Annotated in this window: 24 protein-coding genes; 14 read left to right on the top strand and 10 right to left on the bottom strand. The window is 37.9% G+C overall.

Going from position 1 to position 25,984, the window contains the following annotated elements; genetic code table 11:
* The first annotated feature begins 14 nt into the window (after window positions 1-14).
* The 4 genes from rsmA (at window position 15) to AC27G3_RS12835 (ending at window position 4,296) form a co-directional block, all read left to right on the top strand.
* Entirely contained in the window at window positions 15-830 is an 816-nt protein-coding gene (gene rsmA / locus AC27G3_RS12850; RefSeq protein ID WP_487122139.1) for a 16S rRNA (adenine(1518)-N(6)/adenine(1519)-N(6))-dimethyltransferase RsmA, read from the top strand.
* Between the two features lie 14 nt (window positions 831-844).
* A complete protein-coding gene (apaG, locus tag AC27G3_RS12845; RefSeq protein ID WP_487122137.1) occupies window positions 845-1,234 on the top strand; it encodes a Co2+/Mg2+ efflux protein ApaG in 390 nt (129 codons plus the stop codon).
* Between the two features lie 11 nt (window positions 1,235-1,245).
* A complete protein-coding gene (locus tag AC27G3_RS12840) occupies window positions 1,246-2,058 on the top strand; it encodes a symmetrical bis(5'-nucleosyl)-tetraphosphatase (RefSeq protein ID WP_487122135.1) in 813 nt (270 codons plus the stop codon).
* A 219-nt stretch (window positions 2,059-2,277) separates the two neighbouring features.
* The gene (locus AC27G3_RS12835) at window positions 2,278-4,296 is read left to right on the top strand and encodes a methyl-accepting chemotaxis protein (protein WP_487122133.1); all 2,019 of its coding nucleotides are present in this window, start codon (window positions 2,278-2,280) and stop codon (window positions 4,294-4,296) included.
* A gap of 80 nt (window positions 4,297-4,376) precedes the next feature.
* On the opposite strand, the gene folA is transcribed toward AC27G3_RS12835, so the two are convergent.
* From folA to rplU, 4 genes are all read right to left on the bottom strand, one after another.
* Window positions 4,377-4,883 (bottom strand): type 3 dihydrofolate reductase, encoded by a 507-nt coding sequence (gene folA / locus AC27G3_RS12830; RefSeq protein ID WP_487122131.1) that lies wholly within the window; start codon window positions 4,881-4,883, stop codon window positions 4,377-4,379.
* An 83-nt stretch (window positions 4,884-4,966) separates the two neighbouring features.
* Window positions 4,967-6,139, bottom strand: a complete 1,173-nt coding sequence (cgtA, locus tag AC27G3_RS12825; RefSeq protein ID WP_487122129.1) for an Obg family GTPase CgtA — start codon at window positions 6,137-6,139, stop codon at window positions 4,967-4,969.
* A 133-nt stretch (window positions 6,140-6,272) separates the two neighbouring features.
* The gene (gene rpmA / locus AC27G3_RS12820; RefSeq protein ID WP_487122127.1) at window positions 6,273-6,530 is read right to left on the bottom strand and encodes a 50S ribosomal protein L27; all 258 of its coding nucleotides are present in this window, start codon (window positions 6,528-6,530) and stop codon (window positions 6,273-6,275) included.
* A 15-nt stretch (window positions 6,531-6,545) separates the two neighbouring features.
* Window positions 6,546-6,857 (bottom strand): 50S ribosomal protein L21, encoded by a 312-nt coding sequence (gene rplU, locus AC27G3_RS12815; RefSeq protein ID WP_487122125.1) that lies wholly within the window; start codon window positions 6,855-6,857, stop codon window positions 6,546-6,548.
* Window positions 6,858-7,148: 291 nt separating this feature from the next.
* Between rplU and ispB the strand changes: the two genes are divergently transcribed.
* Window positions 7,149-8,120, top strand: coding sequence for an octaprenyl diphosphate synthase (ispB, locus tag AC27G3_RS12810; protein ID WP_487122123.1), 972 nt, complete (start codon window positions 7,149-7,151; stop codon window positions 8,118-8,120).
* Window positions 8,121-8,225: 105 nt separating this feature from the next.
* Here ispB and mdh read toward each other — a convergent pair whose 3' ends face one another.
* Window positions 8,226-9,161 carry a malate dehydrogenase gene (gene mdh / locus AC27G3_RS12805; RefSeq protein WP_487122121.1) on the bottom strand — a complete coding sequence of 312 codons (936 nt, stop codon included), beginning with the start codon at window positions 9,159-9,161 and terminating at the stop codon, window positions 8,226-8,228.
* 250 nt (window positions 9,162-9,411) lie between these two features.
* Here mdh and argR point away from each other — a divergent pair, with 250 nt between their 5' ends.
* A complete protein-coding gene (gene argR / locus AC27G3_RS12800; RefSeq protein WP_487122119.1) occupies window positions 9,412-9,885 on the top strand; it encodes a transcriptional regulator ArgR in 474 nt (157 codons plus the stop codon).
* Here the strand turns inward: argR and AC27G3_RS12795 are convergent.
* Together AC27G3_RS12795 and rpmE are read right to left on the bottom strand one after the other, a co-directional pair.
* Window positions 9,869-10,840, bottom strand: coding sequence for a Dyp-type peroxidase (locus tag AC27G3_RS12795; RefSeq protein WP_487122117.1), 972 nt, complete (start codon window positions 10,838-10,840; stop codon window positions 9,869-9,871). The genes argR and AC27G3_RS12795 overlap by 17 nt on opposite strands.
* A gap of 158 nt (window positions 10,841-10,998) precedes the next feature.
* Complete coding sequence (rpmE, locus tag AC27G3_RS12790; RefSeq protein WP_487122115.1) at window positions 10,999-11,211, bottom strand: 50S ribosomal protein L31; 213 nt, start codon at window positions 11,209-11,211, stop codon at window positions 10,999-11,001.
* A 315-nt stretch (window positions 11,212-11,526) separates the two neighbouring features.
* On the opposite strand from rpmE, the gene priA reads away from it, so the two are divergent.
* From priA to AC27G3_RS12765, 5 genes are all read left to right on the top strand, one after another.
* A complete protein-coding gene (gene priA, locus AC27G3_RS12785) occupies window positions 11,527-13,743 on the top strand; it encodes a primosomal protein N' (protein ID WP_487122113.1) in 2,217 nt (738 codons plus the stop codon).
* Between the two features lie 321 nt (window positions 13,744-14,064).
* The gene (locus AC27G3_RS12780) at window positions 14,065-14,646 is read left to right on the top strand and encodes an SPOR domain-containing protein (RefSeq protein WP_487122111.1); all 582 of its coding nucleotides are present in this window, start codon (window positions 14,065-14,067) and stop codon (window positions 14,644-14,646) included.
* A 110-nt stretch (window positions 14,647-14,756) separates the two neighbouring features.
* Window positions 14,757-15,275, top strand: coding sequence for an ATP-dependent protease subunit HslV (gene hslV, locus AC27G3_RS12775; protein WP_487122109.1), 519 nt, complete (start codon window positions 14,757-14,759; stop codon window positions 15,273-15,275).
* 37 nt (window positions 15,276-15,312) lie between these two features.
* Window positions 15,313-16,641 (top strand): ATP-dependent protease ATPase subunit HslU, encoded by a 1,329-nt coding sequence (gene hslU, locus AC27G3_RS12770; RefSeq protein ID WP_487122107.1) that lies wholly within the window; start codon window positions 15,313-15,315, stop codon window positions 16,639-16,641.
* Between the two features lie 18 nt (window positions 16,642-16,659).
* Window positions 16,660-17,037 (top strand): gamma-butyrobetaine hydroxylase-like domain-containing protein, encoded by a 378-nt coding sequence (locus tag AC27G3_RS12765; RefSeq protein WP_487122105.1) that lies wholly within the window; start codon window positions 16,660-16,662, stop codon window positions 17,035-17,037.
* Window positions 17,038-17,154: 117 nt separating this feature from the next.
* Here AC27G3_RS12765 and AC27G3_RS12760 read toward each other — a convergent pair whose 3' ends face one another.
* Window positions 17,155-19,014, bottom strand: a complete 1,860-nt coding sequence (locus tag AC27G3_RS12760; protein ID WP_487122103.1) for a methyl-accepting chemotaxis protein — start codon at window positions 19,012-19,014, stop codon at window positions 17,155-17,157.
* Between the two features lie 172 nt (window positions 19,015-19,186).
* On the opposite strand from AC27G3_RS12760, the gene rraA reads away from it, so the two are divergent.
* A complete protein-coding gene (rraA, locus tag AC27G3_RS12755) occupies window positions 19,187-19,672 on the top strand; it encodes a ribonuclease E activity regulator RraA (protein ID WP_487122101.1) in 486 nt (161 codons plus the stop codon).
* A 58-nt stretch (window positions 19,673-19,730) separates the two neighbouring features.
* Here rraA and AC27G3_RS12750 read toward each other — a convergent pair whose 3' ends face one another.
* Together AC27G3_RS12750 and hutI are read right to left on the bottom strand one after the other, a co-directional pair.
* Entirely contained in the window at window positions 19,731-21,854 is a 2,124-nt protein-coding gene (locus AC27G3_RS12750) for an EAL domain-containing protein (RefSeq protein ID WP_487122099.1), read from the bottom strand.
* Between the two features lie 138 nt (window positions 21,855-21,992).
* Window positions 21,993-23,237: an imidazolonepropionase gene (hutI, locus tag AC27G3_RS12745; RefSeq protein ID WP_487122097.1), complete on the bottom strand. Its 1,245-nt coding sequence runs from the start codon at window positions 23,235-23,237 to the stop codon at window positions 21,993-21,995.
* A gap of 252 nt (window positions 23,238-23,489) precedes the next feature.
* On the opposite strand from hutI, the gene hutC reads away from it, so the two are divergent.
* On the top strand, window positions 23,490-24,203 hold the full coding sequence (hutC, locus tag AC27G3_RS12740; protein ID WP_487122095.1) for a histidine utilization transcriptional repressor HutC: 714 nt from the start codon (window positions 23,490-23,492) through the stop codon (window positions 24,201-24,203).
* A 59-nt stretch (window positions 24,204-24,262) separates the two neighbouring features.
* On the top strand, window positions 24,263-25,984 hold the full coding sequence (gene hutU / locus AC27G3_RS12735; protein ID WP_487122093.1) for a urocanate hydratase: 1,722 nt from the start codon (window positions 24,263-24,265) through the stop codon (window positions 25,982-25,984).

The raw sequence follows: 25,984 nt of genomic DNA, 5'->3' as shown, positions 1-25,984 counted from the left end.
GCGATTAAATAAACATGAGTAAAACTTCTCACTTAGGTCATCAAGCTAAAAAACGTTTTGGGCAAAACTTTCTTCATAATGAAGCTGTTATTAGTCAGATTGTTGATGCGATTAACCCTGAGCCAAACGAAAATCTAGTTGAGATAGGCCCTGGCCTAGGCGCACTAACAGAGCCAGTCGTCGAGCGCGCAGGCAAGCTCAGTGTTGTCGAGTTAGACAGAGATTTAGCTCATCGCTTACGCCATCACCCTTTTTTAGCACCTCATCTAACCATTCATGAGACTGATGCTTTAAAGTTTAACTTTGCCGAGCTTATTACAGATGACAAGCCATTAAGAATTTTTGGTAACCTTCCATACAATATCTCTACACCATTAATTTTTCATTTACTCACTTTTAATGACAAAGTTAAAGACATGCACTTTATGTTACAAAAGGAAGTGGTAGAGCGCATGGCTGCGGGCCCTAACTGCAAAACTTATGGCCGACTTTCCATCATGACACAGTATCAGTGTCAAGTGATCCCGGTAATGGAGATCGGTCCTGAAGCTTTTCAGCCAGCACCTAAAGTAGATTCAGCGATTGTTCGTTTAGTGCCTCATAAAAACATTAAGAACCCAGTAAAAGATATTAAAGCACTCAACCAAGTTTGTTTAGCCGCATTTGGACAACGCAGAAAAACCATCAGAAACAGTTTCAAAAAACTTATCTCTGCAGAACAGCTAGAAAGCTTAGGGATTGACTCAGGTTTACGCCCTGAAAATTTAAGTGTTGATGATTTTATTATGTTGGCAAACTTTGTAGTTGATCACCCAGTAACAGAAAGTTAATAGAAGAATAAACCATGACCGAAACCCTTTTACTTGCTAAAAACATTGATGTAACAATTACCACAGCCTATTTGCCAGAGCAGTCAATTGAAAATGATCAACGCTTTGTTTTTAGTTATACCATCACGATTACCAACAATAGCGATGAAATGGTGCAATTACTAACTCGTAGCTGGAAAATTACCGATGCTAATGGTGATGTTAGTCGTGTTGAAGGAGAAGGTGTTGTTGGACAAACTCCTCATATAGCGCCAGGAACAAGTTTTACTTATACTAGCGGTTCTATGCTCAAAACTCCGGTAGGCTCAATGCAAGGTCATTACCAAGTACGCAATAAAGATGGGCATTTACTTCAGGTAAATATACCGGTGTTTAGCCTTGCCATCCCTAACATACTCAATTAATAGCTTCTTTTATGGCACTTTATTTAGTTGGTGATATTCAAGGGTGTCTAAGCGAATTAAAAGCACTATTAGCGCAAGTTGCCTTTGATATAAATGATGATGAATTATGGCTAGTTGGCGATTTAGTCGCTCGAGGGCCGCACTCTTTAGAAACATTACGTTTTATTAAATCCCTCGGTCGCAGCGCAAAAGTTGTTTTAGGTAATCACGATCTACATTTATTGGCAACCTACGCAGGACATAAAAAAGTCAAATCCAAAGACTTACTTGATGATTTATTAGCTGCCGATGATGTTGATGAATTAATGGACTGGCTCGCTCAGCAGCCCTTAATAAGAAAACTACCAAACGAACAAGCCTATATGAGCCATGCAGGGCTTTCACCTCAATGGACTATTGATGAAGCCATGAAGCAAGGTAAAATTGCCCATCAATGTATTGCCTCATCTAACCGCAATTACTGGTTAAAAGAGATGTACGGTGACCATGCAAATGACTGGCACGAAGCTAAAAGTGCTGTTGAAAAATTTCGCTTTACTATCAATGCGCTTACCAGAATGCGCTATTGCAATCGAGACTTAACCTTAGAGTTTCAATATAAAGAAAATCCAGACGTTGCGCCCACCAACATTATCCCCTGGTATCTACTGACCCAGTTAAACAAAGATCAATATTGGATATTTGGCCACTGGGCCGCTTTAATGGGCCATTGCCCGATAGAAAATATTTATGCACTCGATACGGGTTGTGTTTGGCGTAAACATTTAACCATGCTACGGTGGCATGATAAAAAGTTATTTATTGAACAATCTTCAATGCGTTAAACAGCTATAGGGAAATAACTCGATAACTTGTAGTGAAATTATTCAAATTATAGCTATTCTATTGTTATACTAAAAAATACTAGCTAATGTTATTAAACATTTGAAAACTGTTGTCGATATAGTGATTCAATATTTTTATAATAAATATTTATTTAAATAATCATATAAAAAGAATTCGTTATTTCGTAGTCCTTATTTAAAATCCAATTGGTGGTGTATATGAATTTTACGGTGAAAGTCAAGATTATTGGTGGTTTCTCCATTCTTGCTATTTTGTTAATTACAACCAGTCTGTTTTCATTCTCTAACCTCAGTACCATAAGCCAGTCAACAAAAAGAGTGAGTGAGCTAGCTATTCCAACGTTAAGAGAGAGTAACTACTTAGCTGTAGAATTAGTCACTATGGGAAATCTAGCTGTAAAAGCATATTACCAAGACAACCTAGTACCGCTTGAAGAGAATTATCAAGAATTTAATGTACATCATAATCAATTTGATTCTGCATTAAAGAAATTAAAAAACATTGTCCGTAACGAAAGTTCGTTACTCAGCAACTTAAATAAAGTTGATAAGGTATATGCTGAATTTAACCTTAATGTTAACGACTTAAAACAAAACCGCCAAACAGCCATTGAACAAAAAAGCTTATTGGCAGATCGCGTCAGTGACCTAGAAGAACAAGCTGATGATGCCGCAACCCTTTTACTAGATTTAGCTGATCATGATTTAGCCGATACCAAGTTGCAACGTGCGGTAAGTATTGGTGAACGTATAGAAACCTTGTTAAACGGTATGGTAAGTTCAGCATTTGAATACCGAGACATACTTAATGAACAAGCAGAGCAAATTGTTGCTAACGAAATAACCAATGCTTTTAACGATGTTGAACGCTCTTTTGTTGATATTGAAAATGAGCTTCGTTCTAACAATGCTTCGGGTGTAGCTGACGATCTTCAATCATCACTTGAAGGTATTAAAGAATTAGTGTCAAGTGACACAGGTATTTTTTCTAATAAAATCACTCAGCTTAACTCTATAGCTAAAGCTACCAAAGCATTAGCCGACTCTGAAAGTAACAGCGAGATAGCCAATAAAATATTAAGTAAGCAAGTTGATCTCGCTAATGATACAACTGCAGCCACTAATTTAATGGTTGATAAGTCTGTGTCAGGGGGTAATACCCAAACTACAATTATCATGATTATTTCAATTGTCTCAGCAGCTGTAATAGCCCACTTTACTTTAATTAGTATCACTAGACCGCTTAGCCGAGTTAATGACATGCTTAATGTGGTTGCATCGGGTAATTTATCAGAAAAACTTGACGAAACAGGCAAAGATGAATTTGCTGAGCTTTCAAGAAATTGCAATTTATTAATCGATAGTTTACGACACTTAATTCAAAGCATAGTAAGTCGTTCTACACAATTGGCTGCCGCTGCTGAGCAAACATCTGCCGTTACAGCACAAAGTACTACAGCGATTGAAGAACAACGTAATCAAGTTGAGCAAGCAGCTTCTGCAACAACTGAAATGAGCAGTACCGCGCAAAGTGTTTTAGCTGGTGCAAATGACACTCTTGGTGAAATTAAACAAGCGGATGACGAAGCTAAACGTATTAAAGTCATTTCTCAAACCAACCGTAAAACTATTGAGTTACTTGCCAACGAAGTGGACTCAGCTTCTCAAGTTATTAACCAGTTACAACAAGACAGCGCTTCTATTGGTGGCATTTTAGATGTAATACGAGGCATTGCAGAGCAAACTAATTTACTGGCATTAAATGCTGCTATTGAAGCAGCCCGAGCGGGTGAACAAGGTCGAGGCTTTGCCGTTGTCGCCGATGAAGTTAGAACCCTTGCTAGTAGAACACAAGAATCTACCCAAGAAATTCAAAAAATGATTGAAGTACTGCAAGTGGGTTCAGAAAAAGCGGTAACTGTAATGGATACTGGTAAGACTCAAGCCTCTGAGTGTGTATCACAAAGTGAAATGGCTGAGAAATCTCTTGAAGCAATTACACACGCGGTACATGAGGCTTACGATCGTAGCTCTCAAATTGCTACCGCAGCAGAAGAGCAAAGTGTTGTTGCTCATGAAATTAGCGAAAATTTAGAGTCTATTGTTGCTATTGCCGAACAAACCACTGCAGGCTCTCAACAAACGGCTTCATCGAGTAGTGAAGTTGCTCGTTTAGCTGAAGAACTACAACAATCAGTTCAAGAGTTTAAGTTGTAAACCTAAACCTAGATTCGTTAAATTAAAAACAATAAAAAAGCGCCTATGGCGCTTTTTTTACTATTTACTATTTGAATTTTTTATAGTTTAAAATCTTCTACTCTTTGATATACAGAAAAATCTAAATCATATACATTTTTATCATTAGCCTTAAAGTGCTCGTTAGTTAATTTTTTCCAGTCATTAACTATGTCAAACTCAGGAAACTGTGTATCTCCGTCAATGTCAGCATGAATATGAGTAACATAAAGCCTTGTAGCCGCAGGTAAGCAGTGTGCATAGATAGCACCACCACCTATCACCATTACTTCTTCTACTCCCCTAACAAGCGCTAACGCTTCATCCACGGAGGCTACAACTTCAATACCTTCAGCGCTATAACCTGTATTTCTAGAAATAACAATATTACGCCTTCCAGGTAAAGGGCGTCCTATTGATTCATAGGTTTTTCGCCCCATGATAATAGGCTTTCCTAATGTCGTTTTTTTAAAGTAAGCTAAGTCTGCAGGTAGATGCCATGGCATATCATTATCTTTGCCAATAACTCTATTATTCGCAGTGGCAACAATGAGTGAAAGTTCGGTCATAAATTCTCTTTAATGTGTGGGCAATAAAAAAGGCACAATATATTGTGCCTTTTATTTTAATCAATTATCAGGAGTATTGACAACTATCGACGATACTCAACTTCGACATCGTAATCGTCTTCGTCCCAATCTTCATCATCAAGATCGTCTTCTAAGCCATCATCAGCTGCATGAATCGTATCTTCATGGTATGTGTCCCACTTAAATTCAACATCTTTACCGTCAATTGGTGTTTCTTCTTCTTCTGGTGGTAAACTTTCGATGAAATCCATTACTTGAGATGTTAATTCATGCGTGCCCATTTTATTAAAAGCTGAAATATTGCATGATTTTCCTTGCCAATTCAGTGCAGTTAGAATCTCATCAGTGATCTCTTGTGCTTCTTCTTCTAATACTAAATCTAATTTATTAAAGACAATCCAACGAGGTTTGTTATAAAGCTTCTCAGAATAGCGCTCAAGCTCACTAACAATCGTTTTCGCGTTCTCAATAGGACAAGAGCCATCTGCTGGCATAATATCAATAACGTGTAATAAGATTCTACAACGTTCTAAATGCTTCAAAAACTGCGTACCTAAACCGGCACCTTCCGCTGCACCTTCAATCAGTCCAGGAATATCAGCAATAACAAAACTACGCTGTGTATCTAGTCTAACTACACCTAAGTTAGGTGTTAACGTAGTAAATGGATAATCGGCTACTTTAGGCTTAGCTGCAGAAACACTACGTATTAATGTTGACTTACCTGCATTAGGTAAGCCTAATAAACCCACATCAGCTAATAGCATAAGTTCAAGTTTTAAATTACGTATTTCGCCCGGTGTACCATCTGTTTTTTGTTTTGGCGCGCGGTTAGTACTACTTTTAAATCGAGTGTTACCTAATCCATGCCAACCACCTTTGGCAACAAGCATTTTTTGCTCATGATGAGTCAAATCACCAATTTGCTCACCAGTGTCTATATCTACACAGCGTGTACCCACAGGAACTTTAAGCACTAAGGCTTCTGAACTTTTCCCAGTACAGTCTCTGCTTTGACCATTTTGACCACGTTTTGCCCGATGGAAACGTTCAAAACGATAATCTATCAAAGTATTTAGGTTTTCATCGGCAATTAAAAAGACATCGCCACCATCGCCACCGTCTCCGCCATTAGGACCGCCGTATTCGATATATTTTTCTTTACGAAAACTCGCACAACCGTTGCCGCCGTCGCCAGCTTCAACTCGGATCTCAACTTCATCAACAAATTTCATGGTATTTTAATAACTCTAAATATTATGATAATTAACAACAATACCGCTAGTATAAACGATTTTGTTGGTTTCATAAAAAATATCAAAAAAAAAGCCTCGCACTGCGAGGCTTTTTCAAGAACAGTCTCTGCAATTAGTCAGCAATAATGCTAACAAATTTACGATTTTTTGGACCTTTTACTTCAAACTGAACTTTACCGTCAGTTAAAGCAAATAAAGTATGGTCTTTACCCATACCCATGTTGTTACCAGCGTGGAATTTAGTACCACGTTGACGAACGATGATGTTACCAGCCAAAATTGACTCGCCACCGAAACGTTTAACGCCTAGGCGTTTAGCTTCTGAATCACGACCGTTACGTGTACTACCCGCAGCTTTCTTATGTGCCATGTTAGATGCTCCTAATTAGCCGTTAATGCCAGTAATTTTCACTTCAGTGAACCATTGACGATGGCCCGCTTGCTTACGTGAATGCTTACGACGTTTAAATTTAACAATTTTAACTTTATCAGCACGACCTTGTGTTACCACTTCAGCCACTACCTTACCACCATTAACGTAAGGCGCGCCTACATTAATGTCGTCGCCATTAGCGATCATTAAAACATTATCGAATTCTACTTTTGCGCCGACTTCAAGCTCAAGCTTCTCAAGACGAACGGTTTGACCTTCGGTTACACGATGCTGTTTACCACCGCTTTGGAATACCGCGTACATAGCTACTCCGTACTGCGCCAACGTCCTCAATGAGGGGTATATGTGACGCTTTAATTTTAAAAATATAGGGCGCGAATTCTACGCTAAGAATTTATTAACCGCAAGTATAATTAACAAGTTTCGTACTTTATTTATTTAACGTTAATTTCAAGCACAAATAAGCGCAGTAGGAACTTCATTCAGCGCTAAAATCGTGTAAACTTTAGGGCTATCCATTGTACTAAATTATGCAAGAGTTTGATCTACTTTTAACTCTTTCTTCAGCAATAAGAGTATTTACTAAAAAGTTTTATGAATATACAAAGCATTCAATCGTTAGCCGAACGTGATATGAGTACGGTTAATGAGCTCATTTATAGTCAATTAAATTCAGATGTCGCCTTAATTAATCAATTAGGAATATACATAGTTAATGCTGGCGGTAAACGCATGAGACCAATGTTAACGGTACTTGCGGCTCGTGCTTTAAAGTATGAAGGAGAAGATCATTGCACTATTGCTGCCATTATTGAGTTTATTCATACCGCTACGTTATTGCACGATGATGTTGTCGATGAGTCAAATATGCGCAGGGGTCGTGAAACAGCGAATGCCTTATTTGGTAATGGCGCAAGTGTATTAGTGGGTGATTTCCTTTATACACGCTCTTTTCAAATGATGACTAAATTAGGCAATATGTGTATTATGGATATATTATCCGATGCCACCAATATTGTTGCTGAAGGTGAAGTATTGCAATTAATGAATTGTAATGATCCGAACACCACCGAAGAAAGTTACTTAGAAGTTATTTACTGTAAAACAGCAAAATTATTTGAAGCAGCTACTCGATTAGCCGCCGTTATTTCAAACCAAGATAAAGCGGTTGAAGATGCGATGGCAAATTATGGCAAACATTTAGGTACTGCCTTCCAGCTCGTTGACGATATTATGGACTACACCGCCGATGCCAAAGAAATGGGTAAAAATGTCGGCGACGATCTTGCGGAAGGTAAACCTACCTTACCTCTACTTTATGCCATGGCCCACGGTACAGAAGTTCAACGTCAATTAATTAGCGATGCCATAGAGCATTGTAATGGTATGGATCACCTTGATGAAATACTAAGCGTAATGCAGCAGACAGGCTCTCTTGTTTATACTCAAAAGAAGGCCGAACAAGAAGCAGACAAAGCTATCAACGCTCTAGCAGTATTACCAGAATCAGCACATAAAGAAGCATTAATTGCTTTAGCTCATATTGCTGCAAATCGCAGTGTATAATTAGCAGATGCAGCACAAGCTGCTTTGATTGAGTAAAAGTTATTTATAAAAAAACCGCAATAAATTGCGGCTTTTTTATTACTTAATAAATAGCTAAATTATTTATTAGCCATTGATAAAGTCAATACCTTCTTTGATATCAGCTTTAAGTGTATCTAACATATCAACTTTTGCTTTTTCTTCAAACGCACTTAACGCGCCGTAAGATAAAATTTCTTTTACACCGTTTACACCTAAACGTACAGGTTGAGCAAAGAATTGTGCATCTTCACCAGCGCCTTCAATGTATGCGTAATCAACAACATCTTCGCCCTGTAAACCTTTCACTAAAGACATACAAAAACGTGCTGCTGCTGCGCCCATTGATAAAGTAGCACTACCGCCACCCGCTTTAGCATTTACGACTTCAGTACCTGCATTTTGAATACGTGGTGTTAAAGCAGCCACTTCTTCATCAGTAAAAGTAACACCTTCAACTTGAGATAAAAGAGGAAGAATTGTCGTGCCTGAGTGGCCACCAATAACTGGCACTTCAACGTTAGCAACATTTAAGCCCTTTAACTCTGCAACGAATGCTTCACTACGAATAACATCAAGAGTGGTAATACCAAATACGCGAGCTGCATCGTATGTACCTGCTTTTTTAAATACTTCAGCAACAATTGGTACCGTTCCGTTTACTGGGTTAGTGATAATACCAACCAAAGCTTTCGGACAGTTTGCAACAATACCTTCGGCAAGCGTTTTAATAATACCTGCATTTACTGCAAATAAATCAGCACGATCCATACCTGGCTTGCGTGGCATACCAGCAGGAATTAATACAATATCAGCACCTGTTAATGCGCTACCTAAAGCGTCAGCACCAAAACCTTCAACTTTCACGTCAGTTGGTATGTGAGATAAGTCAACAGCAACACCAGGTACTACCGGTGCAACATCATATAATGATAACTCAGAACCTGCAGGTAATTGAGTTTTTAACAATAAAGATAACGCTTGGCCAATACCGCCAGCTGCGCCTAAAACAGCAACTTTCATGTGATTTCTCCGAAGTTTAAAAATTTGAGTAAATACGTAAAAAATTTGATGGTCAAGAAGATATAGGATCAGAGGCCAAAAAACAATAAATATTCACTAATAGAGCTTATTTATCTGGAACTATTATAAGTAAATTTAGTAAGATTATGATAACGTATTAAAAAATTTTTCGAAATTATACTTAGGTATTAATAACGAAAAAATAATCTGTGTAACCACCTCACTTACAGGCTGAAAGTAGCAAGACATTATGACCGGACAACAAAAGCAAGAAGCACTCGTTCAAGCATTTAAAGATTTATTAAAAGAAGAGCAGTTCGGATCGCAAGGCGATATTGTTGAAGCATTGAAATCGCAAGGTTTTGACAACATCAGTCAATCAAAAGTCTCGCGTATGCTCAGTAAATTTGGTGCAGTTCGCACTCGTAACGCACGCCAAGACATGGTGTATTGCTTACCTGCAGAATTAGGTGTTCCCACCGCTAAAAGCCCTTTAAAACAATTAGTTTTAGACATTGAGCATAACGATGTCATGATCATTATCAGAACGAGTCCAGGCGCCGCACAACTAATTGCCAGATTATTAGACAGCTTAAGTAAAAGCGATGGCGTTTTAGGTACTATTGCCGGTGATGATACTATTTTTATTGCCCCAACAGACGTTAAGGCAATTGAAGAAACGATCCATCGCTTAGAGTTACTTTTTTCTAAAAATCTAACGTAACGTCCAAACTATCAATCTCTAAGGCATTGTTACCATCAGACAATGCCGATAAAAAGTTTAAACTTGGCGCAAAAAAAGCGGCGCCAGTTTCTGCTTCAGTATATTTAAGCAAGTGATCGAAATTACCTTGCTCATCTCCAAAAATCATACTTTCTAGTAAAATTTCAAATGACTTAGGTGTGCTGCAATATGACACAAAGAACAAACCTTTTTTCTTCATATCGCCATATGGCATACTTTGTCTTAAAAGCTCGATAGTCTCCCCTGCTTCATTTTTTAAATTAGCACGCTTGGTATGAGCGGTATGGGGTTTGTCTTGTGATGAATATTCAATATTATCCATTTTAGTACGACCAAAAACATCTTCTTGCTTGTGCTGCTCAATCGTATTCCATAACGTTAAATTATGTCGGTATCGCTGAATATGCAGATAACTGCCACTAGAGAACTCAGCATCTTGCTCTTCTGACACTAATGCTACTTTACGTCGTTGTTGTCCTTGCGGGTTTTCTGTGCCGTCAACAAATCCGGTTAAATCTCTGCCATCTAAAAATCTAAAACTTTGAACTTGTTCAATAAGCTCTACACTGTCAGCAAGCAAATCGCACACTTTAGTACTAACAATATGATTGGTATCTTGTCGATCACTTCGAATTTCAATATAGAGATCTATGTTGTTAGATGGGGCGATACGATCTTCACACGCCATTTCAGGAAATGGTGCGAGCAGTTTAGGTCTTGACTCAGGATTAAACTCGTCCCAATAATTAGCGCCAATAGCAACAACCCCAATAAGGTTGGCTTCAGAAAATCTATCTGCATACATATCAAACAAAGCAGGCAAGCGCGATAAAGCTTCACGAATATAAGGTGTTTTATCTTCTAATACATTAAATAATAAATATGTGCCATGCAGATTAGGCTCTGCACAAATACCAAATTGCTCTCTCGCCATGAAGATACCTTAAACAAAAATGTAGACAAATTTTTCTTTTAATCTCTTAATTTTACACAATATTGAGTAATTAACAGTAAGATTTTATTCCAACCATAAAAAAATCCGTAATTAGTTCCCTAATTACGGATTTTGAATGCTCGGTTATTTTAGCTGAATTACTTCGCGCTAAGAGCACCAAAACGTTTGTTGAATTTATCAACACGACCACCAGTTTCAGCAGCTTTTTGCTTACCAGTGTAGAACGGGTGACATTCTGAACATACGTCTAAATGAATATCTTTTTTCGCTGTAGAGCGAGTAACAATAACGTTACCACAAGAACAAGTTGCTTTTAGTTCGTCGTAACTAGGGTGAATACCTTCTTTCATAGAAACCTCTATATTTATATTAACTAGCTGACCCTATTTTAGTTAGGTGAATAGTAATCAAACTAATTAATAAGCCGCATCGCCACTTGGTCAGTATTTAAATCTTAAGGAAATAAATTAAGCTGCCAAATACCATACGAGTTAATTAATGGGCGCGAATTATAAGCAATAGCCCCGCCAACATCAATAGTTACTGACAAATAAATAAACAATAGTTAAGTTTTTTGTCGTTAAGTTAAATGTCACTTGGCACAAGAGCCATGAACAGTCAAAATAACGGATTATATTTAATGACAATGTAGTGCTTTCTTTTAAATGACTATTGAAGATGCAAACATCTATGTAGAAGTAGCAATTCCCGTACCTATGCGGCAGCTGTTTACCTATTGCTTACCAGGAAAGCTACAATCACCTATCATTGCATTGGGTGAACGCGTTGTTGTGCCATTTGGTTCAAGGCAAGTAGTTGGTATTGTTACAAAAATTACCAATGAATGCGACATTCCTGCAAATAAGCTTAAAAATGTCCTATCAAGAATGCAACATTCATTTAATTTAGATGAGCAGATGCTGCATTTTTTAAAAGCCTGTGCCAGTTATTATCACCATCCAATGGGCGATGTATTTCAGCAAGCGTTACCTGTGTTACTTCGAAAAATTGAGCCGCCCAAAATTGTACCTTCTACTTTATGGTTATGTTCGCAAGCGGTAGAGCAAAAAACAATTAATGCATTAGCAAACAAAGCACCTAAGCAGTTTCACTTATTTGAGCTGATAAAATCGCATAAAGCAATCAGTTGGATTGAGTTGCGTACTTTAGGTTTCAGTAAAGTGCAACTCAATGCCCTAAAAGATAAATCGCTTATTGTTGAAAAAACACAACACCCTCAAAAATTTACATGGCACACCCGTGACTTAAACCAAGCAGATAAGCATAAATTATCTGTAGAGCAAGCGGTGATTGTTTCAGCGGTCAATCAATCTAAGTCAGTTTTTGGTTGTCATTTAATCGAAGGGATCACAGGCAGTGGTAAAACCGAAGTTTATTTGCAAGCGATGGAACAAGCATTAACAGATAATCAACAAGTGTTGGTGTTAGTTCCTGAAATTGGTTTAACACCACAAATGTTAATGCGCTTTGAACAACGTTTTAATGTGCCTATATATTTGCACCACTCAGCGCTTAACGACAATGAACGATTAAATACTTGGCTTGCTGCTAAGCAAAATATTGCTGCCATTGTTATTGGCACTCGCTCCGCAGTTTTCTCTCCTTTTCATCAATTAGGAATGATCATTGTGGATGAGGAGCACGACAGCTCTTTAAAGCAACAAGATAGTTTTCGTTACCATGCTCGCGATATTGCAATATTACGTGCAAGACAGTTAAATATTCCAATTGTATTAGGAAGTGCTACCCCAAGTTTAGAAACCCTACAAAATGCACTGAGTGGTAAATATCATTACCATCAATTGTTAAAACGTGCAGGTAAAAGTAATGTCGCTAAAATGGCGCTCATTGATATGGCTCAACAACAAGTGGAGCATGGTCTTTCTGGCACGTTAAAACAAGAAATAAAACAAACACTCGCCCGCGGTGAACAAGTTTTATTATTTTTAAATCGCCGAGGATACGCGCCAGCCATTAATTGCCAAGAATGTCATTGGATAGCCGACTGCCAACGTTGTGATAAGCCATACACTTTGCATCAAGGAAAACAGTTATTAATCTGTCATCATTGCGGTAGCCAAAAACGTGTGCCTTATCAATGTCCTAGTTGCGGTAGCGTGCGAATAAAACCAATTGGCCATGGCACTGAACAATTGCAAGACCGCATAAGTGAGATGTTTGAAGATTACTCTGTGGTACGAATTGATCGCGATAGCACACGAAAAAAAGGCGAGTTAGCAAAACTGTTACAAGAAGTGAGTGACAAAAAACACCAATTATTAGTTGGCACTCAAATGCTTGCTAAAGGACACCACTTTCCAGATGTTACTTTAGTGGCGGTATTAGATGTAGACGGAGCTTTATTTAGTTTTGATTTTAGAGCCGCAGAACAAATGGCACAATTACTTATTCAAGTAGCTGGACGAGCAGGAAGAGAAAGCAAACCCGGTAAAGTATTAATTCAAACACATTATCCCGAACACCCTTTATTACAAGACTTAGTCAACAATGGTTACCACCACTTTGCACAACATGCACTAATTGAACGTAGCCAAGCATTATTACCGCCTTTTAGTTATCAAGCTTTATTTAGAGCTGAAGCAAACTACCCTTCTTATCCAGACAAATTTTTACGTTCACTATCAAGTGTCAGCGTTGAAGGTTGTGAATTTGCAGGACCTGTGCCGGCTGCAATGGAAAAAAAGGCTGGAAAATTTCGTTATCACTTAATTGTTCAAGCCAAAAGCCGAAAACAATTACATTTAGGTTTGCATCACCTTTTACAACAAATCACCATGAATGAATGGCAAAAAAAAGTGCGATGGTCACTGGATGTCGATCCACAAGATTTGAGCTGGTAAATTGGAGGGAAAATGATTAATGACTTCCTGCTCCTTACTCGCCATTCGAGTGTAAATGACATAACAAAGTTGTATCATTTTAAATTTACTCAGTTAAAATAACAAAAAAATTTTCCGTCTAATTATCATTTATACCAATTTAATTAACTAAGTGATCTACTTTATACGTAAGAAAAATTACCAAATACAAAGCATTTATTTTAAAAACTAGTTGTTCTAATTATTAAATAAATAACACAGTAGTTGGTTATTTTAACCCGTAGAAATGATCACATAATTAATGAGATTGATATTAAGCAAGCTATTTAAGAGTATTTCCCCATGGCTCATCAGGATTATGTATCCCGCCCTCGTGCAACAAACAAAAAAAAGAATCCTTATAAAAAGAAAGCAGCACCTGAGAAAAAAAGCATCGGGTTAAAAGTTAAACTGATCGGTTTAACTACTATTATATTAATCGCGGCTTCTGCCTATTTTTTGTGGTCTATTAAAGATGTTAGTCCGTCTGTTACTAAATCCAAAACACCAGTTAATTCACAAGTAGATACAAAAGAAGATAATAAATCAGGCGATTCATCACTCCCTAAACCACCCAAGGAAAAGTGGACTTATGTCGATCAACTAAAAACAAAAGAAGTTGAAGTTGGTGAGTATGAAGTAAAAAATGGTGGACCTTACCAAATGCAATGTGGCTCTTTTAGAACTAAAGCTCAAGCAGATAAACTTAAAGCAACTATTGCTTTTTCTGGTATTGAATCTCAAGTCAAACAAGTAAAAGGTAGCACGGGCATTTGGTATAAGGTTATTTTAGGGCCATACTCTCGCAAGCGTAATGCTGAAAAAGATAAACACCAATTAAGCAAATCCAAAGTTAACCATTGCCAGATTTGGACTTGGAGATAAATCTCACTAGATTTACCTTTCCTCTTGAAAAGCACAAAACCCTCCCCAATTTAATCTTATATAAATAAAGCGACAATACTATATTGTCGCTCCATAGATTGAGGTTAAATGTGACTACTATCGTATCAGTAAGACGCAATGGCAAAGTTGTCATTGGTGGCGACGGCCAAGTTTCTCTTGGCAATACCGTAATGAAAGGTAACGCTAAAAAAGTTCGACGTTTATATAATGACAAAGTATTAGCCGGTTTTGCTGGCGGTACTGCCGATGCATTCACTTTATTCGAACGCTTTGAGAGCAAACTTGAACAACACCAAGGGCACTTAACCAAAGCTGCCGTTGAGCTAGCAAAAGATTGGCGAAGCGATCGGGCCTTAAGAAAACTTGAAGCTTTACTTGCAGTCGCCGATGAAACCGCTTCGTTAATTATTACAGGTAATGGCGATGTAGTTCAGCCTGAAAACGATTTAATTGCTATTGGCAGTGGTGGAAATTTTGCCCAATCTGCAGCTACAGCATTATTAGAAAACACCGAGTTATCAGCAAGAGAAATTGTTGAAAAATCACTTAAGATAGCAGGCGATATTTGTGTATTTACCAATCATAACCCTACTATAGATGAGCTATAACTAGCCCACACACTACTTTATTTATAGGTAAAATTTTATGTCGAGTATGACCCCGCGTGAAATAGTTCACGAATTAGACAGTCACATTGTTGGCCAAGCCGATGCCAAACGAGCCGTTGCTATCGCATTAAGAAATCGCTGGCGCAGAATGCAATTAAATGAAGATTTGCGTGCAGAAGTGACACCTAAAAATATATTAATGATTGGCCCAACAGGGGTAGGAAAAACAGAAATAGCACGTCGTTTAGCTAAACTTGCGAATGCGCCTTTCATTAAAGTTGAAGCCACTAAATTTACCGAAGTAGGTTATGTGGGTAAAGAAGTTGAAACTATCATTCGTGATTTAGCGGACGTTGCTATTAAAATCACGAAAGAACAAGAAATGTCTCGCGTTAAGCACTTAGCTGAAGAAGCCGCCGAAGAACGCATTCTTGATATATTACTTCCTAAGCCGATTGAAGACTTTAGTGATAATACACCTGCGGATAACTCAGGAACTCGTCAAGTATTTCGCAAAAAATTACGCGAAGGTCAGTTAAACGACAAAACCGTTGAAATTGATTTAGCCGCGCCACAAATGGGCGTTGAAATCATGGCGCCTCCAGGCATGGAAGACATGACATCACAGTTACAGAATATGTTTCAAAACATCTCAAGTGACAAAACTAAAAAGCGTAAGCTAAAAATCAAAGATGCCTTAAAAGCACTGCAAGAAGAAGAAGCTGCTAAAATAGTTAATCAAGATGACATCAAAGAAAAGGCGATTTTTGCCGTTGAACAAAATGGCATTGTTTTTATTGATGAAATCGACAAAATTTGTAAGCGTGGCGATTCTTCTGGCCCAGACGTATCTCGTGAAGGAGTTCAGCGAGATTTATTACCTTTAATTGAAGGTTCAACAGTTAGCACAAAGCATGGCATGATCAAAACTGATCACATTTTATTTGTTGCTTCTGGTGCATTTCAAATGGCAAAACCATCAGATTTAATTCCTGAACTGCAAGGCCGCCTCCCTATCAGAGTTGAGCTTCAGGCCTTAACGACAGAAGATTTTGTCCGTATATTAACTGAACCTTTTGCTTCGTTAACCGAACAATATATTGCTTTGCTGGCAACAGAAGGTTTAGCCATAGAATTCACAGATGACGGCATTAATGCAATTGCTAATGCTGCATGGCAAGTTAATGAAAATACTGAAAATATTGGGGCACGTCGATTACACACCATGATGGAAAGATTAATTGAAGATATTTCATTTAATGCCAATGATCGTTCAGGCGAGACCTTAGTCATCGATAAGAACTTTGTAAACAGTACATTAACTGAGCTAGTACAAAATGAAGATCTGAGCCGTTTTATTTTATAAATTAATCATTAGATAACTATGTTTCATATAGAGCGTTTTACCTTAAATAATAGTGCTGCAGAACTTGAAATTAATTTTTCAGCGAATAAAGTATCACCAGAACAAACCCTAACATTAAGTTATGAATTTGTTCGGGTCTTTGCACCACAAGATGCGAGTGGTAATAAAGGAAAAGCGCTTGTTACTCATAAAAAAGAAGTCAGACTTTTATCGATTGAATCCGTAGGCAAGCACGGTTATCGATTGATTTTTGATGATCAGTATAGTGCTATTTATAGTGAAAGTTATTTACATGGACTGGGCTACCGCTATCAAGAACTCTGGCAACAATACCTTGCCGAGTTAAAAGCAAGTGGTCATAGTCGTGAAGCAATGATTAACATCACTCAAGTGTAATATTAAACATTGCAGTGTTGAGCTTTAATATATGTCTCAACAAAACAATTAGCATAAAAATAAAGTGGCAAATGATCGTGAATCATTTGCCACTTTTAATATTAACCCAGATAATTTCTATACTTTAAAGCGACTAATTTCATTATTTAATACATTGGCTTGTTGTGATAACTCTTCACTCATTTGTGCATTATGGTGTGATGATTGTCCTGATTGCTCAGCAACATCCCTTATTGAGATAACATGTTGGTTCACTTCTGAAGCTACTGAACTTTGTTCTTGAATAGCATTGGCAATAGCGGCATTCATTTCCATAATTAATGATACATCTTGAGTAATTTCTTCCAGCATCTTTCCTGCAGATCCCGCTTCATTAGCGCTTTCATGACCTTGAGTACGGCAACTCGCCATATTCTTAACAATGTCTGTAGTTCGACTTTGCAGCGAGCCTATAATACTTTCAATTTCTTGTGTCGAGTCTTGTGTTCGGCTGGCTAAGGTTCTTACTTCATCAGCAACTACAGCAAAACCTCTTCCTTGTTCTCCTGCCCGGGCAGCTTCAATAGCAGCATTAAGCGCTAATAAATTAGTTTGTTCAGCAATCCCTCGAATAACATCTAAAACAGAACCAATCGTTACACTATCTTTTTCTAGTTCATGTACAACCGATTCAGCATCAGACAACTGCTTTGAAAGTAAATCAATTTGGTTTATTGTTTTTTCTACCCCTTTACGCCCTTCGTCTGCATTTTGGTTTGTACTTTCTGCTTTACTTGCCGCCTCTCTGGTGTTGCTAGCAATTTCATCTACGGTTGCAACCATTTCGGTAACAGCTGTAGCTACCATATCCGTTTCTTGTATTTGGGCATCTACACCTGAGTTTGCTGTATGTATGTTTTCAGTTAAATTTTGAGTCACTTCATTAAGCGTTGATACTGAATGCCCTACTTCAACAATAAGATTTCTAAAGCTAGTAATCATGTTATTAAACACATTGGCCATTTCTGCTAATTCGTCTTTGCCTTCGACAGCAATAACAATACTTAAATCATTAGTCTGCGCAACATTCACCATAGTATCTTTAAGTTTTGTAATGCCAGATAATATGCTTTTACTCACGTAAAGCGCAAAAGCTGTGGCTAAAATAAGTACAAGGAAAAACACACTGTAGGCTAACTGATGGACGAAGACATTGTGTTCTTCAACATTCTTTTTACTGTTGCTTAGTAATTTTTCCAGTTTTTCATCAACTTGGTGGATTGCTTTACGCATTGTTTCCCTTAAACCAAGTTCGGATGAATAACCTAATGCGCGTTGTTCCGCGACTAAATGCTTGAAAGCGATAAAATAATTGTCGAGCATAGTTTTCGCTTGCTCTTTTTGGCTCGCTGTATAATTACTCGCATCAATAGTATTGCTCATCACACTAATATTATTTGATAATTTGTCAGCATAACTTTCATCCATTCTTAGTAAAAAGTCTTTTTCATTACGCCTTAATTTAAGCATCTGGCTAAGCAGTTCATAGTCTTGCTCGCCAATAAGCGCTTCTATATTATGAACAGCAGCCCTTAATTCACCATACAAGCCATCCTGAGCAGTCAAGCCAATACGTTTTTGAGACTCAACTAACGCATTAAAATTTTTACTGTATTCGCTTAATACACTTCTTATCCCACCAATTTCAGGCAATGGTTGCCCTATATCAATAAATGCCTTATCGAGTGTATTAACCTTACTTTGTAAGTCTTTCATATGCTTAGTATAAGCATCAAAATGTTTTAAGTTTTTACGCATCATAAAATCTTTTTCATCTCTTCGTAATTGCAATACGAGAGACTCGACTTCACCTATTTGTCTGGCAACATCAACATCTTTTTCTAAAGAGGTAACGGAAAAATTCAACAAAATAAGCATCAATAACATAGCGATAACAAGAATGACGCTATTCGCAATTAATTTGTGTTTAATTAACATAATCTTCCAAAAATAATAATAAAGATATTCACTTACTTGAGTATAGACTGAATATTTATTTTTAACCCTTTTTATTCAATTCAGCACTCTTTATTCTTGGCTCTGTTGAATAGTTAACTAGCTAGGTTATAATCGACTACACCAATTTAGTGTGTCGCTTAATGAGAAAACAATGGAATACAATACTTCTGAACTATGTAATATCTACGCAGATTTGATCGATGTTGTAGAACCAATTTTTAGCAATTATGGTGGAAGAAGCTCTTTTGGTGGACAAGTGGTTACCATAAAGTGTTTTGAAAGCAACGGTCTAATATCTCAAATAGTATCAAGTGATGGTACAGGAAAAGTATTAGTAATAGACGGCGGCGGCTCAACACGCAGAGCGCTAATTGATTTTGATATTGCTAGCCAAGCTTATGAAAACAACTGGGAAGGTATTATCTGTTACGGCAGTATAAGAGAAGTGGATGCCTTAGAGGATGTTGACATTGGCATTCAAAGTTTAGTATCTATCCCTGTTGGGGCAGATATAGATGACAACGGGGCAAGTGATGTAGCCATAAACTTTGGCGGCGTAACCTTCTTACCTGACGATCATATATATGCCGATAATACCGGTATTATATTATCTCCCGACCCTTTAGATATTGAATAGACCATAGACTTTTACGGTCTATATGAATTTATTTTGCATATTGCGCTGAACGACAACATTAATGTTTGGCAGGCTTTGCATTGGGATATTCTCTAAACCAGTTATTTAACCAGATCTCAAGTTCATCAAACACAACACCGTGTTTAATTAACGTTCCTTGAGCAACATCACCGCCCATGCTTAAAAATGTTTGCTCCACGACTTTATTGTCAATTCCATAACCAATTAACGGGAGTTGCATTGTTCTAGCAAGATTGATTAATGCATTCACAATTGCTTTTTCTGCACGGCTTTCTTCAGTATTTCCCAATAATTGGCAATCTATTTTAACTTGATTAATCGACATTTTCCTTAAGTAACGTAGAGCTTCATAACTACCAGAAAAACTATCGATGGCAATACCCACACCCAGTGCCTTTAATTGATCAATCATTGCTTTTGCACGAACATTAGCGGTAAGCATTACCGACTCGCTTAGCTCAACGATTAAATATTTTGTTGAAACACCAAATTTAGCGGTTTGAGTTTCGATAAAGTCAACCAGTTCAGGTTCTAATAAATCTTTACTCGATAAATTGATAGAAACAGGTTGATAAATGCCAAACTTGGATAAATTAAACAAGGCACTACAAGCTTGAGTGATCATTTTTTGGGTCAATGAATAAACATCACCGCTGTGCTCAGCTATTTCAATAAATTCATGCAACTCTAACGGTTCATCACCACTATTGTACCAATGCACCATAAGCTCAAAGCCTTTGATATTTTTATCATTGACATTTATTTGAGGCTGTAAATACCAATGAAAGTTATCATCTGCAAGGTCTTGTTTAAGCAGCTCCATATTTAATAATTGACGTTCGGTATAAAGTGTTGTGCTGTGATCGTAGTAATTAATTGGTAATTGATTACTCTCCGATAACAACAATGCATCTGTTGCATGCTCAATCACTTCAGCTACATTATCACCATGCTCTCCAGTAAAAGCGACGCCAAAGGCCAATTCAAAATTTAAAGAAAAACTCTTAAAACTCATCGCTTCAGGAACCGAAGATAACAACTGTTGGCAAAGCTCATCAACAATACTTTTTTTATTGTGGTTTATATTCGATAAATCAAGCACCACCAAGAAGTGCAAGCTTTGCAAGCGAGCAAGGCGTATGTTGCTCGCATTAATGTCTAACGCTAATAACTCAGCATGATTAGCCACTTTTTTTTGCAAACAATAGGCAAGCTGTAATAATAAAATATCTGAATTATGACGCCCTAATACTGAGTTAACTTGATGAAAGTTTATTGGTTTAAAAACAATAGCAGCATATTGACTGTGTTGAATCGTTTTCACTTTATGGGCAAAGCACTTAATTGCTTGTTGATAGTTCGGTAAGTTAGTCGACGGGTCATGAGTAAAAGCAAATAACTCCTCTTTACTAATGTTAGCAATAGACGTATTTTCAGGTTTAGAGTTAATCACTTGCTGTATGAGCAGCCAATTGCCATTTATTAAGGCAGCCATAAACGTTAAGACAAGTAGTACTACCCCCCAAATGAGGTCAATTTTACCTAACACGCCTAAATACATCACCACAGCAAATATCACACCCAATCCCCATGGTGTCGTTAAACGGTATAAATTTTGACGTGCTTTTTTCGTTGATAATTTAGCCACTTGTATTAAACCAATAATCAGCAAGATTAAATTAACAACAACCCAAGAAAAATGGTCTTCTATCGCAGGTGCAAACCACAGTAAGAGTAGATAAAGCGCCGCACTTCCACTAATAAGATAAATAGATAATTTAATAGGCTTTATTTCATAAACATCTTGGCTTTGGATTAACTCATTTACCAGTGGCCATAAATATAGCAAGGTCAAAAATAGCATTGAGAAAGATAATACCGCGACAACTTGAAAATCAGTCAAATAAATAACAGAAAGTAAAACACCTAAAGTACTTGTCGAAAGTGCGCATGGAAGTAGCCAATTGGCAGTCACCCTAGGTTTCATTAATACAGCTATTAACAAAGCCGGCAACGTTAAACCAAGCACAAAAGAAAGACTAAATTCAATAAAGTCAAAAGAGACTTCTGCGGCAAATACAGGAAATGAAAACAATAAAAGGTAAGCGGCAATAACACTTAACGAAGAGGAAAAAAAACGACGGAATTTAAAACAACCCATATTAAGCCTAAAGCTCTAACTACACGTGCCTTAAGCCTAATCAAAAGTTACAATTTTGTACAGTAATTGTTAATAGTTATCGCTTTACAATAACTGTAAAACTAGCTTGAGGTATTAAAATAATTGATTATTATCAATTTAAGTTGTCGAAGAGCTAATCACCTCTACCCCGTTCTTAATTAAAGAAGTTAATGGATTAACACCAAATTGATAACAAAGCTCTGCCGGCTGTTTAATATCCCAACACGCTAAATCAGCATCATACCCCACTTTTAATTGCCCTTTTGAGTTGCTAAGACCTAAAGCTTTTGCACCATGACAAGTCACCCCTGCTATTGCTTCTGCTGGAGTTAATCGAAATAAAGTACATGCCATATTTAACATGAGTTGTAGTGAGCAAATTGGCGAAGAACCCGGGTTAACATCTGTAGCAATCGCGATTGACACGCCTTGTTCTCGTAACGCATCAATGGGCGGCAATTGTGTTTCACGTAAAAAATAATAAGCACCGGGCAATAACACGGCAGTCATATTAGCCGCCGCCATAGCTTTTACGCCTTCAAAAGATAAAAATTCAACATGATCAGCAGACAAAGCCTGATATTTTGCAGCCAGTGCTGTTCCTCCTAAATCCGACAGTTGCTCAGCATGTACTTTTATCGCTAAATCATTTTGTTGAGCTGCTAGAAATACTCGCTCTGTTTGCTCAAGATTAAAACCAATATTTTCACAAAAAACATCAACGGTATCAGCCAATTGTTGCTGTGCAATTGTTGGCATCATTTCCTTGCACACTAAATCAATATAAGCATCGGGCTGATCTTTATATTCAGTAGGTAACGCATGCGCACCTAAAAAAGTGCGTTTAATCGTAACGGGTAAGTGCTCTGCTAATTGACCTGCCACTGACAGCATTTTTATCTCACTTTCGGTATCTAATCCATAACCTGATTTAACTTCAACTGTAGTAACACCTTGTTTGTGTAACGCAGTTAATCGAGATAAAGCACTGTTAAGTAATTCTGTTTCACTTGCAGCGCGAGTGGCTTTAACTGTAGAGACAATGCCACCACCGGCATTCGCTATTTCTTGGTAGCTTTTACCTTGTAAGCGCATTTCGAATTCATTCGCACGGTTACCGCCATAAACTAAGTGAGTATGACAGTCAATTAACCCTGGACTCATCCATTGTCCTTTACCGTCGATAACCTGTACTTTTTTAACATCATACTCAGGAATATCTTGTGCTTTACCTAGCCAAGCAATTTTCCCCTCACTAATGGCTAAAGCACCATTTTCAATTTCACCATAACTGCTACTACCATCTGTCATAGTTGCTAAGTGAATATTCGTCCAAAGTGATTGCCAATGTGAAGTGCTCATGATGAGTCCAGTATGAAAGTTTAATTAAAATCGATAAATAGTCAGTAAGGTTTACGCGTTTGAACTAAAGTTTAACTAACTTTTAGTTACAGCATGCTTGTTGAAGCTATGTATAGACATTCATGCGTTAACCGTTAATAACAATTACTTTACCCGAAGATAATTTAACAAGCAAGCTTGTATATACAACTATTGCAATTTCATTTAGATTATGTAATTGTATATACAAGTTAAGTAGCATTTGAAATTAATATGACAAAACCAGTAACCAAAGCAAAGTTTACCGTAATTAAACAGCATATTTGTGACAATATTGAATCTGGTGCATGGCAACAGCATAGCAAAGTGCCATCAGAAAATGAATTAGCCTCAGAGTTTAGTGTCTCACGCATGACTGCTAGGCGTGCTTTACAAGAACTGACAGAACAAGGCTTGCTAGTAAGAACCCAAGGTGCAGGTACTTTCGTTGCCACCTTCAAATCACAATCTTCTTTGTTAGAAATTAGAAATATTGCCGATGAGATTGCCGATCGCGGTCACTTATATAGCGCGAAGCAAATTCTATTAAAAGAAGTTGATGTTAGTGAAGAGATTGCCATATTACTTAACCTCAAAACAAGCGATAAAGTTTTTTACTCTGAGGTTTTGCATTTTGAAAACAATGAAGCAATTCAACTAGAGCAGCGCTTTGTTAATCGCAATTTAGTGCCTGATTATTTAGGCCAAGATTTTTCAAGTACAACCCCCCATGAATATTTATCAAGTGAAGCGCCACTAACCGAAGCAACCCATGAGGTTGAAGCTGTTTTAGCTGATGCTTATGTTTGTCAGCATTTAGCGATCGCTGCCACTGTACCATGCCTTCAAGTTAAGCGTCGTACATGGTCTAGTCAAGGTGTTGTCAGTTTAGCCACATTAACATCGCCCGGTAATAAATATCGTTTAGGTAGCCATTTAATATTTTAGTCATAACGACTCAATTTTAAATGCAGTAACAGATAGCAAGTGCAAGTAAGGAAAAAAATATGACCACGAATATTGAACAAAACAACATTGAAAGCTCACGCTTAGATACAAGCCGTGTAATAAAAGCAGCTCGAGGCAGTAAAATTACCGCAAAAAGTTGGTTAACAGAAGCCGCTAAGCGCATGTTAATGAATAATCTAGATCCTGAAGTCGCCGAACATCCACAGTCATTAGTCGTTTACGGTGGTATTGGTCGAGCAGCTCGAAACTGGGCGTGTTATGACAAAATTATTGAAACCTTAGATCGTCTAGAAGATGATGAAACATTAATGGTGCAATCGGGGAAGCCTGTCGGCGTATTCAAAACCCACAATAACGCACCGCGTGTATTAATTGCCAACTCTAACCTTGTACCTAACTGGGGCAACTGGGAGCACTTTAACGAACTCGATAAAAAAGGGCTGATGATGTACGGCCAAATGACGGCTGGCTCTTGGATCTATATTGGCTCACAAGGCATAGTTCAAGGAACTTACGAAACATTTGTGTCGATGGCAAAGCAACATTTTAATGGTGACGCGTCAGGTAAGTGGGTACTTACTGGTGGTTTAGGAGGTATGGGTGGTGCTCAACCACTAGCAGCAACCATGGCAGGTTTTTCTGCGTTAGTGGTTGAATGTGACGAAACTCGAATCGATTTTAGAATTCAAACACGTTATGTCGATGTAAAAGCCACCAATCTCGACGAAGCATTAGCAATAATTAATCAAGCAACCGCTAAAGGCGAAGCAATATCAGTAGGCCTACTTGGCAATGCTGCAGATGTATTTCCAGAATTAGTTAAGCGTGGAATTGTGCCTGATGTCGTTACTGATCAAACGTCTGCTCATGATCCTTTAAATGGTTACCTACCTCAAGGTTGGAGCATGGAGCATGCTGCACAGATGCGTAAAAAAGATGAAGCGGCAGTAGTTAAAGCTGCCAAACAATCCATGGCGATTCAGGTGCAAGCGATGCTTGATTTACAATCAGCAGGTGCTGCAACCACAGATTACGGTAATAATATTCGCCAAATGGCGCTCGAAGAAGGTGTAACTAATGCCTTTGATTTCCCAGGATTTGTACCTGCTTATATTCGTCCTTTATTTTGTGAAGGTGTTGGACCATTTCGCTGGGTAGCACTTTCAGGCGATCCAGAAGATATTTACAAAACAGATGCCAAGGTTAAAGAGTTAATACCTGACGATGCTCATTTACATAATTGGTTAGATATGGCGAAAGAGCGTATTGCTTTTCAAGGCTTACCTTCACGCATATGCTGGGTTGGTTTAAAAGACCGCGCCCGTTTAGCATTAGCTTTTAATGAAATGGTGAAAAATGGTGAATTATCTGCGCCTGTTGTCATCGGTCGCGATCATTTAGATTCAGGCTCGGTTGCTTCACCTAACCGCGAAACAGAAAGTATGATGGACGGCTCTGATGCAGTTTCAGATTGGCCATTACTTAATGCTTTATTATCAACTTCCGGTGGTGCTACTTGGGTGAGCATTCATCACGGCGGCGGTGTAGGAATGGGCTTTAGTCAACACTCCGGCATTGTAATTGTAGCTGACGGTACTGAAGAGGCACACGATAGAATTTCACGCGTTTTATGGAATGATCCTGCTACAGGCGTAATGCGCCATGCTGATGCGGGTTACGAAATCGCTATTAATTGTGCAAAAGAACAAGGCCTAGATTTACCTATGATTGATGGCGCTAACGGCAAAAAAGGAGCATAA

Source organism: Colwellia sp. SU-HH01217 (assembly GCF_057543495.1).
Note: the sequence above shows the minus strand (reverse complement) of the source record. Positions and strands in the feature narration are given on the sequence as shown.